Raw genomic sequence first — 9,153 nt, 5'->3', positions numbered from 1 at the left:
CCCATGTCGCCAGCCGGCGGTCACCACAACGGCCCCCACCCCACCTGCCTCCCCGTGGTGGTCGTTCGGGGCCCACAAAACGACAACAACTGCGAGTCAGTTGGGTGGGTCAGTAGCTGGCGGGGGTTTCGACGGGCTCAATCACAGGCCCGCGGGGGACGTATTCGGCGGCGAGGGCTTCGGAGCCGCGGGCCAGGAGGGCGACGTCGGCGCCGACCAGGATGAAGGAGGCGCCGGCGTCGAGGTAGGCGCGGGCGGTGTCCGGGTTGAAGGCGTTGACGCCGGCCGGTTTGCCGGCTGTTTTGGCGGCGGCGAGGCAGTGTTCGACGGCGGCGCGCACCTCGGGGTGTTCCTGCTGGCCGAGCAGGCCCTTGGAGGCGGCGAGGTCGGAGGGGCCGATGAAGATGGCGTCCACGCCGTCGACCTTCAGGATGTCTTCCACCGCTTCAACGGCGGCCGTCGACTCGATCTGCACGGTGACGCTGACGGTATCCGACGCCCGGGCGAGGTAGTCGGGGACCCGGTTCCACCGGGCCGCGCGGGCCAGCGCGGAGCCGACTCCGCGCACCCCGTGGGGCGGGTAGCGGGTGGCGGCCACCGCGGCCTCCGCCTCGGCCACCGAGTTGACCATGGGGATGAGCAGGTTCTGCACGCCGAGGTCCAGGTACTGCTTGATCAGCACGGTGTCGTTCACCGGCGGCCGCACCAAAACGTGGACCGGGTAGCCGTGGGTGGCCTGGAGCTGGGCGAGGATGGATTCGAGCCCGTTGGGGCTGTGTTCGGCGTCGACCAGGAGCCAGTCCAGGCCGGATCCGGCGCAGAGTTCGGCGATGAGCGGGCTGCCGGAGCAGACCCACATCCCGGCCAGCGGCCGGCCTGCCTTACCCTTTCCTTTTTGGCCAGCGAGGGCTGACCGGAAGGTGTCTTCTACTCGAAGCGGCATGTGACAGTCCCCAGGGGTCCGTAGTCGGCGTGGACGGTGTCGCCCTTGTACACCCAGAGCGGGCGGGTGAAGGAGCCGGCGAGGATGATGTCGCCGGCTTTCATGGAGTCCCCGTGGGCTGCGATCTTGTTGGCCAGCCAGTGGACGCCGTTGGCGGGGTGGTCCAGGACGCCGGCGGCGACGCCGGTTTCCTCCACGGTCTGGTTCTTGTACAGGATCGCGGAGACCCAGCGGAGGTCGACGGCGTCCGGCTTGACCGGGCGGCCGCCCACCACCATGGCGCCCATGGCGGCGTTGTCGGAGATGGTGTCCACGATGGTCCGGCCCTCCATCTCGATCCTCGAGTCGAGGATCTCGAGGGCCGGAACCACGTAGTCGGTGGCGTTGAGGACGTCGAAGATGGTGCAGCCCGGGCCCTTGAGCCCGTCTTTCAGGACGAACGCCAGTTCCACCTCCACCCGCGGATGGGTGTAGCGGTCCCACTGCACGGAGCAGCCGGTTTCGAGGACCATGTCATCGAAGATGGCGCCGTAGTCGGGTTCGGTGATGCCGGTGGCGGCCTGCATGGCCTTGGACGTGAGGCCGATCTTGCGCCCCACCAGGGTCCGGCCGGCGTCCTCGTTGCGGCGCCGCCAGAGCTGCTGCACCGCGTAGGAATCCTCCACCGTCATGTCCGGGTAGCGGGCAGTCAGGCGGGGCACAGGGGTGCGGGTCCGGCCGGCTTCCACCAGCTCGTCCGCTATGGCCTCAATCGTCTTCGCGTCCAGCATGGGTTAGACCTGGGCTCCGAGCTTGAAGCCCTCCACTGCCGCGTCATCCTTGCGGGTGTAGGAGAAGCCGTCGGCTCCAACGGTTACGGCCATCTCGCTCTTTTCCTCGCGGACGATGACCGGCTGCGGGTTGCCGTCCAGGTCCAGGACCAGGGAGGCCTCGGTGTACCAGGACGGGACGACGGGGTTGCCCCACCAGTCGCGGCGCTGGTTGTCGTGGACGTCCCAGGTGATGGTGGGGTTGTCCGGGTCGCCGGTGTAGTAGTCCTGGGTGTAGATCTCGATGCGGTGGCCGTCCGGGTCCAGGATGTAGAGGTAGAACGCGTTGGACACGCCGTGCCGGCCCGGGCCGCGCTCGATCCGGTCACTGATGCGCAGGGCGCCCATCTTGTCGCAGATCTGGATGATGTTGTGCTTCTCGTGCGTGGCGAACGCGACATGGTGCATGCGCGGGCCGTTGCCGCCGGTCAGCGCGGTGTCGTGCACGGTCTGCTTGCGGTGCATCCAGGCGGCGTAGGTGACGCCGTCGGAGTCCTTGATGTCCTCGGAGACGCGGAAGCCGAGGTCCTCCAGGTACGCCCGGCCGCGCGGGACGTCCGGGGTGACCTGGTTGAAGTGGTCCAGGCGGACCAGTTCCCCGGCGGAGTAGAGGTCGTAGCGCTGGGTGAGGCGTTCCACGTGCTCGGTCTCGTAGAAGAACTCGTAGGGGAAGCCCAGCGGGTCCTCGACGCGGACGGAGTCGCCGATGCCCTTGGTGAAGCCTTCCTTGCGCCGTTCAACCCGGCAGCCGAGTTCCTTGTAGTAGGCCTCGGCGGCGTCCACCTCGGCGGGGGACTTGACCCGGTAGGCGAAGGCGGCGACGGCGGCGATGGGGCCCTGGCGGAGCACCAGGTTGTGGTGGATGAACTCCTCCAGGGAGCGCAGGTAGATGGTGTTCTCGTCCTCTTCGGTGACGTGCAGGCCGAGGACGTCCACGTAGAACTCGCGCGACTTGGCGAGGTCGGTGACCACGATCTCCATGTAGGCGCAGCGGACGATATCCGGAGCCGGGACGGTGGGGGTGGGAACGAAGTTGGTCATGATGTTCTCTCTTCTTTGAAAGGGGGTTTATACCCAACTGACTAGCAGTAGATGTCGTTTTGGAGGCTCAAAACGACAACAAATGCGAGCTAGTTGGGCTAGGCGCCGAACTTGGGGGTGTGGACGGCGCCGAGGGTGATGTGCACGGCCTGCTGGTCGGTGTAGAAATCGATGGAGCGGTAGCCGCCCTCGTGGCCCAGGCCGGAGGCCTTGACGCCGCCGAACGGGGTGCGGAGGTCGCGGACGTTGTGGCTGTTCAGCCATACCATGCCGGCCTCCACGTTCTGCGAGAAGTTGTGGGCGCGGGTCAGGTTCTGGGTCCAGATGTAGGCCGCCAGGCCGTACCTGGTGTTGTTCGCCAAAGCCAGCGCCTCGTCGTCGTCCTCAAACGGGGTGATGGCGACGACGGGGCCGAAGATTTCCTCCTGGAAGATCCGGGCATCGGGGGAGACGTCGGCGAAGACGGTGGGGGCGATGTAGTTGCCCTCCGGCAGGCCTTCCGGCCGTCCGCCGCCGGCCAGCAGCCGGCCCTCGGACTTGCCGATCTCCACGTAGGAGGCCACCTTGGCGTAGTGCTCCGGGTGGACCAGCGCGCCGACCTCGGTCTTGGGGTCGTGCGGGTCGCCGACCACGATCTTCTTGGCGCGGGCGGCGTATTTCTCGCAGAATTCCTCGTACACGGCGCGTTCCACCAGGATGCGGGAGCCGGCGGTGCAGCGTTCGCCGTTGAGGGAGAAGACGCCGAACAGGGCGGAGTCGATCGCGGCGTCGAGGTCGGCGTCGGCGAACACCACGCACGGGGACTTGCCGCCGAGTTCCATGGAGAGGCCTTTGAGATTGGCTGCGGCGTTGCGGAAGATCGTCTGGCCGGTGGTGGTCTCGCCGGTGAAGGAGATCAGCGGGACGTCCGGGTGCTTGACCAGGGCGTCGCCGGCCTCCTCGCCGAGCCCGTTGACCAGGTTGAAGACGCCGTCCGGGAGGCCCGCGTCCTTGAAGATCTGCGCCCACAGCGAGGCCGAGAGCGGGGTGAATTCGGCGGGCTTCAGGACCACGGTGTTGCCGGTTGCCAAAGCGGGGGCGAGCTTCCAGGACTCCAGCATGAACGGGGTGTTCCACGGGGTGATGAGTCCGGCGACGCCGATCGGCTTGCGGTTCACGTAGTTGATCTGGGAGCCGGGGACCTTCATGGCGTCGTCGAACTGGGCCACGATCAGGTCCGCGAAGAAGCGGAAGTTCTCCGCCGCGCGCAGGGCCTGGCCCTTTGCCTGGGTGATCGGCAGGCCGGTATCGAAGGTTTCCAGTTCGGCGAGGCGGGCTTCCTGGGCTTCGACGGCGTCGGCGATCCTGTTCAGTATGCGGGCGCGTTCGCGCGGCTTCATCCTCGGCCACGGGCCGTTCTTGAAGGCTTCGCGGGCGGCGGCGACGGCGAGGTCGATGTCCTCCTTCTGGCCGGCGGCGGCGGTGGCGTAGTTCGTGTTGGACACCGGGTCCAGGACATCGAAGGTCTTGCCGCCCACGGAATCAACGAACTCGCCGTTGATGTAGTGCTGGATGTGGGTGGGCAGATTCTCGGGAAGGTAGTGCTTGGCTGCTGTTTCTACAGGGGTCGTCATCGTTGAGGTCCTAACTGTGGTCTTAAGGATTGGGGTCTTTGAGAGTGGTTTGGGCGAGGTAGGCGTCCAGGGTGGCGCTGCGGTGGAGCCGTGCTGCTTTTTCGATGGTGTCGGCGCCGGCGCCGGATTCAATGAGCTGCAGGAGCGCCTCGTGTTCCTCCACGGATTCCCGGGCCCGGCCGGCAACGAAGCGGAAGGTTGAGGACCGCAGTGATGCCAGCCGGTTCCAGCCGCGGTGGACGAGGTCCAGGATGTGCGGGTTGGGGCAGTGCTCGAAGAGGACGCTGTGGAAGTCCTGGTTGAGCCGGGTGAACCGGACGGGGTCGAAATGCTGCAGGCACTCGCGCATCTCGGCGTTCACGGCGCGGGCCCTCGCCACGTCCGCCTCCCCGATGAGGGGAGCGGACAGGGCAGTGGCTGCACCCTCCACGATGCTCAGGGTCTGCATCGTGTAGAGGTACTCGGTGGGGTCGATGCCAGCCACGGTGGCCCCGACGTTCCGTTCGAATTTCACCAGGCCCTCGGCCTCGAGCCGGCGGATCGCTTCCCGGACCGGGACCACGCTGAACCCGAGGTCCTTGGCGATCGCGGCCAGGACCAGCCGGTAGCCGGGCGTGTAGGTGCCTTCCACGATCCGTGCCTTGATGGCCTGGTAGGCCTGCTCGGACTTGCTGCCGGTAGCGCTGCCAGTGACAGTGTCAGCCGTGAAGGTGGCCGTTTCAGTCATTCGCCTTGCCTGCTTCCCATTCTTCGTACCTGGCGCGCCATGCCGCGTTGAGCGGGTAGAGCCCGTCCACGCCGTGGCCCTGTGCCACCATTTCGGCGATGAAAACCTCTTCGCGTTCCTGGGCGATAGAGTCGTTGGCGACTTCCTCGGCCAGGGCCGGCGGGATCACCAGGATGCCGTCCGAGTCGGCCACGATGATGTCGCCGGGCTGCACGGTGGTGCCGCCGCAGGCGATGGTAATGTCCGTGTCCCACGGGATGTGGCGGCGGCCCAGCACGGCAGGGTGCGGGTTGGAGTAGTAGGTGGGCAGCTCCATGGCGGCCACGGCGGAAAAGTCACGGACCCCGCCGTCGGTGATGATGGCGGCGGCGCCGCGGACCTGGGCGCGCAGGGCGAGGATGTCACCGATGGTGCCCGTGCCTTTCTCTCCGCGGGCCTCCATGACCAGGATTTCGCCCTCGTTCACGGAGTCGATGGCGCGCTTTTGGGCGTTGAATCCGCCGCCGTGCGTCTTGAAGAGGTCCTCGCGGTTGGGCACGTAGCGCAGGGTCCGGGCCAGGCCCACCACCTTGCGGTCCGGGCGGGTGGCGGTCAGTCCGTCAATGCTGACGTTGTTCAGGCCGCGCTTTCGCAGCTGCGAAGACAGCGTGGCGGTGCAGACGCTCTCCAGCTTGGCCTTCAGCTCCGGGGAGAGAACCGGCCCGACGGCGGGCAGCCCCGCCGCTTCACGGGAACCGTACGCTTCCTCCCGCTGCAGGTCATCGGCCTTGGGCCGGGCACCAAAGTCGGCGAACGCCGTCGTGCCTTCCTCCACCCGCGTCACCAGCCGGCCGGAACTCAGCTGCCCGCCTTCAGAACCAAGGGCACTCACCTCGACTTCCAGCACATCGCCGGGGACGGCGACGGAGGCGCCGGCCGGCGTGCCGGTGAGGATGATGTCCCCTTCCTCAAGGGTGAGGAGCTGGGACAGGTCCGCCACGAGCCGGGCGAACGGGAAGAGAAGGTCCGCGGTGGTGTCGTCCTGCATCAGTTCGCCGTTGTGCCAGGTGCGGACCCGCAGTTTGGCGGGGTCGACGGCGTCTGCCGGGATCAGTGCCGGGCCCACCGGGGTGAAGCCGTCGCCGCCCTTGGAGCGGAGGTTGGAGCCCTTGTCCGCGTAGCGGAGGTCGTAGACGCCGAGGTCGTTGCTGGCCGTGACCGCGGCGACGTGGCTCCACGCATTTTCGACGTCGACCCGGCGGGCCGCCTTGCCGATGATGATGGCGATCTCGCCCTCGTAGCCGAGGAGTTCGCAGCCGGCCGGGCGTTCGACGGCGGTGCCGGTCAGGGACAGCGAGGACGACGGCTTCAGGAAGTAGGAGGGCTGCGCCGGGGTCCGGCCGCGCTGGGCTGCGCGGCTGGGGTAGTTGATGTGTACCGCGATCACCTTGCGTGCTGCTGCCAGGGTGTCGCCGTTGACCTGCTCCAAAGCGTTCTCCTCATCAGGTACGAAATCGTATACGAAACATACTGGACCGCTTCCGGCTACTTCGTCAACCCCCGTTTTTCGGGGAAGGGACAGCTGCTTGTAACCCGGGTCATGTGTGACGTACAGTACTGAAGCATAACCACGATTTCTATTATCGAACCATCTGTTCGGATATGGAACACAGAATTTGGCGAAAGCCAGCCACACAGTGAAGTGAGGAAAGCCCGTGCAGTTCCACCACCACGGTTACGTTTCCGGTGACCCGCGCATCCAGCCCGCCGCCGGCGTCGGCATCAACCGCCCCGAAGAGCTGCCCGACGAGGTCGACGTGCTCATCGTGGGCTCCGGCCCCGCAGGCATGCTCGCGGCCGCCCAGCTCTCCCAGTTCCCGGACATCACCACGCGCATCGTGGAACGCCGGCCCGGGCGCCTCGCGATCGGCCAGGCCGACGGCATCCAGGCACGCAGCGTGGAGACCTTCCAGGCCTTCGGCTTCGCCGAGGAGATCATCGCCGAGGCCTACCGGATCACCGAGATGGCGTTCTGGAAGCCAAGCCCGGAGAACCCGAAGCACATCTACCGCGCCGCCCGCGCGGTCGACGACGAAATGGGCATCAGCGAATTCCCGCACCTGATTGTCAACCAGGCCCGTGTGCTGGACTACTTCGCCCGGGTCATGGCCTTTTCCCCGACCCGAATGACCCCCGACTACGGTTACGAGTTCCGCAGTCTCGATGTCACGGAGGCGGGGGAGTACCCCGTCACCGTGACCCTCGTCCGCACCGCCGGCCCGGACGCAGGGCAGGAGCGTGTTGTGCGTGCCAAATATGTGGTGGGTGCTGACGGCGCGCGCAGCAGGGTCCGTGAATCGATTGGCTGCACGCTCGCCGGCGACCAGGCCAACCACGCCTGGGGCGTCATGGATGTCCTCGCGTCCACCGACTTCCCGGACATCCGCACCAAGTGCGCCATCCAGTCCCACGACGGCGGCAGTATCCTGCTGATTCCGCGTGAGGGCGGCCACCTGTTCCGCATGTACGTCGACCTCGGCGTCGTGCCGGAGAACGACAACGGCGCCATCCGCAAGACCACCATCGACCAGATCATCGCCCACGCGAACCAGATCCTGCAGCCCTACACCCTTGACGTCCGCAACGTGGCCTGGCACAGCGTGTACGAGGTGGGCCACCGCCTCACCGACAGGTTCGACGACGTCCTGCCCGCCGAACGGGACACCCGCACGCCGCGGGTGTTCATCACCGGCGACGCCTGCCACACGCACAGTGCCAAGGCCGGCCAGGGCATGAACGTCTCGATGCAGGACGGTTTCAACATCGGCTGGAAGCTCGGCCACGTGCTGGAGGGCCGCTGCCCGGAGTCCCTGCTCGCCACGTACTCCGCGGAGCGCCAGGTGGTCGCCAAGAACCTCATCGACTTCGACAAGGAATGGTCCACCCTGATGGCCAAGAAGCCCGAGGAGTTCGATGACCCCTCGGAGCTCGAGGACTTCTACGTGCGCACCGCCGAGTTCCCGGCCGGCTTCATGACCGAGTACTCGCCGTCGATGATCGTAGCCGAGGCAACGCACCAGAACCTGGCCACTGGCTTCCCTGTCGGCAAGCGCTTCAAGTCCGCGCCCGTACAGCGGGTGTGCGACACCAACCCGCTTCAGCTGGGACACCAGGCAAAGGCAGATGGTCGCTGGCGCATCTACGTGTTCGCCGACCCGGCCGAGGCCGGCGCCGCGTCGCCGACCGCTGACTTCGCGCAGTGGATGGAGAAGTCGCCGGAGTCGCCGCTTGCGGCCACGCCTGAGGGTAACGACGCCGATGCCTGGTTCGACGTGAAGGTCATCTACCAGCAGGACCACAGGGACATTGACATCAATGCCGTCCCGGCGGTGTTCAAGCCGGAGGTGGGGCCGTTCAAGCTCACCAACCTGGAAAAGGTCTACGGCACCGACCCGAAGGCCGACATCTTCGACCTGCGCGGCCTTGACCGCGGCGGCGTCGTGGTGGTGGTCCGCCCGGACCAGTACGTGGCGAACGTCTTGCCGCTGACCGCGACGGCGGAGCTCGGGGCATTCTTTGCGCCGCTCCTCCCTGCCCGCGCGCACGGGTAGCCGCGGGCTGCTCAGCCACCACGCGTGACAAATGGACTGCCGGGGAGGGCCGGGGCCTCCCCGGCAGTTCTGTTTAAGGCGGCGGCCTACTTCGGGCCGTATGCCTCAGCCAAGCCCCCGGTGCGCCGCCCACATCCCGGCAGCGTGGCTGGCAGCTTCCGCGATCAGGGCGGTGAGCTCCGGCCGGTCAGGCACGCGGAACGAAACGTATGCTCCCCGGCCGCCGGCGAGGGGCCGGCCGTAGGCCTTGGCGGCAAGGTGGCCGTCGGGCAGGAGCCGGACGTTCAGCGTGGTCAGCGTGAACTCTTCGCCCCTTCGGCTGTCCGTCCAGCGGAGTGCCGCCGGAATGGTGACGTTGATGGCCAGGGCGCTCACTTCGAGAGCGGGATCGCTGCTCATTGCCACATGGTCTCACGGAGGCGGCGCCCAG

General features: G+C 67.1%; 8 protein-coding genes. 1 reads left to right on the top strand and 7 read right to left on the bottom strand.

Features of this window, described 5'->3' with window-relative positions; all coding sequences use genetic code 11:
- Positions 1 to 109: 109 nt before the first annotated feature.
- The 6 genes from ACFQ50_RS10460 to ACFQ50_RS10435 form a co-directional block, all read right to left on the bottom strand.
- On the bottom strand, positions 110 to 943 hold the full coding sequence (locus ACFQ50_RS10460; protein WP_377995459.1) for an HpcH/HpaI aldolase/citrate lyase family protein: 834 nt from the start codon (positions 941 to 943) through the stop codon (positions 110 to 112).
- Entirely contained in the window at positions 928 to 1,713 is a 786-nt protein-coding gene (gene hpaH / locus ACFQ50_RS10455; protein WP_377995458.1) for a 2-oxo-hept-4-ene-1,7-dioate hydratase, read from the bottom strand. The genes ACFQ50_RS10460 and hpaH overlap by 16 nt, the downstream gene beginning before the upstream one ends.
- Before the next feature lie 3 nt (positions 1,714 to 1,716).
- Positions 1,717 to 2,793 carry a 3,4-dihydroxyphenylacetate 2,3-dioxygenase gene (hpaD, locus tag ACFQ50_RS10450; protein ID WP_377995457.1) on the bottom strand — a complete coding sequence of 359 codons (1,077 nt, stop codon included), beginning with the start codon at positions 2,791 to 2,793 and terminating at the stop codon, positions 1,717 to 1,719.
- Positions 2,794 to 2,891: 98 nt separating this feature from the next.
- A complete protein-coding gene (gene hpaE, locus ACFQ50_RS10445; RefSeq protein WP_377995456.1) occupies positions 2,892 to 4,406 on the bottom strand; it encodes a 5-carboxymethyl-2-hydroxymuconate semialdehyde dehydrogenase in 1,515 nt (504 codons plus the stop codon).
- A 22-nt stretch (positions 4,407 to 4,428) separates the two neighbouring features.
- A complete protein-coding gene (locus ACFQ50_RS10440) occupies positions 4,429 to 5,133 on the bottom strand; it encodes a GntR family transcriptional regulator (RefSeq protein ID WP_377995455.1) in 705 nt (234 codons plus the stop codon).
- A complete protein-coding gene (locus tag ACFQ50_RS10435) occupies positions 5,126 to 6,601 on the bottom strand; it encodes a fumarylacetoacetate hydrolase family protein (RefSeq protein WP_377995454.1) in 1,476 nt (491 codons plus the stop codon). The genes ACFQ50_RS10440 and ACFQ50_RS10435 overlap by 8 nt, the downstream gene beginning before the upstream one ends.
- 226 nt (positions 6,602 to 6,827) lie before the next feature.
- Here ACFQ50_RS10435 and ACFQ50_RS10430 point away from each other — a divergent pair, with 226 nt between their 5' ends.
- Complete coding sequence (locus ACFQ50_RS10430) at positions 6,828 to 8,723, top strand: FAD-binding monooxygenase (RefSeq protein WP_377995453.1); 1,896 nt, start codon at positions 6,828 to 6,830, stop codon at positions 8,721 to 8,723.
- A gap of 105 nt (positions 8,724 to 8,828) precedes the next feature.
- On the opposite strand, the gene ACFQ50_RS10425 is transcribed toward ACFQ50_RS10430, so the two are convergent.
- Positions 8,829 to 9,122, bottom strand: coding sequence for a hypothetical protein (locus ACFQ50_RS10425; protein ID WP_377995452.1), 294 nt, complete (start codon positions 9,120 to 9,122; stop codon positions 8,829 to 8,831).
- Between the last annotated feature and the right edge of the window lie 31 nt (positions 9,123 to 9,153).

It is taken from the genome of Arthrobacter sp. NPDC056493 (assembly GCF_042795115.1).
Lineage (GTDB): Bacteria > Actinomycetota > Actinomycetes > Actinomycetales > Micrococcaceae > Arthrobacter.
The sequence above is the reverse complement of the archived record's forward strand: the minus strand, read 5'-3'. Positions and strand labels throughout refer to the sequence as shown.

What these genes read in the sequence shown, in the direction of transcription:
- ACFQ50_RS10460 (WP_377995459.1), bottom strand. Translation starts at nt 943, where the DNA reads ATGCCGCTTCGAGTAGAAGACACCTTCCGGTCAGCCCTCGCTGGCCAA.
- hpaH (WP_377995458.1), bottom strand. Translation starts at nt 1,713, where the DNA reads ATGCTGGACGCGAAGACGATTGAGGCCATAGCGGACGAGCTGGTGGAA.
- ACFQ50_RS10425 (WP_377995452.1), bottom strand. Translation starts at nt 9,122, where the DNA reads ATGAGCAGCGATCCCGCTCTCGAAGTGAGCGCCCTGGCCATCAACGTC.
- hpaE (WP_377995456.1), bottom strand. Translation starts at nt 4,406, where the DNA reads ATGACGACCCCTGTAGAAACAGCAGCCAAGCACTACCTTCCCGAGAAT.
- hpaD (WP_377995457.1), bottom strand. Translation starts at nt 2,793, where the DNA reads ATGACCAACTTCGTTCCCACCCCCACCGTCCCGGCTCCGGATATCGTC.
- ACFQ50_RS10440 (WP_377995455.1), bottom strand. Translation starts at nt 5,133, where the DNA reads ATGACTGAAACGGCCACCTTCACGGCTGACACTGTCACTGGCAGCGCT.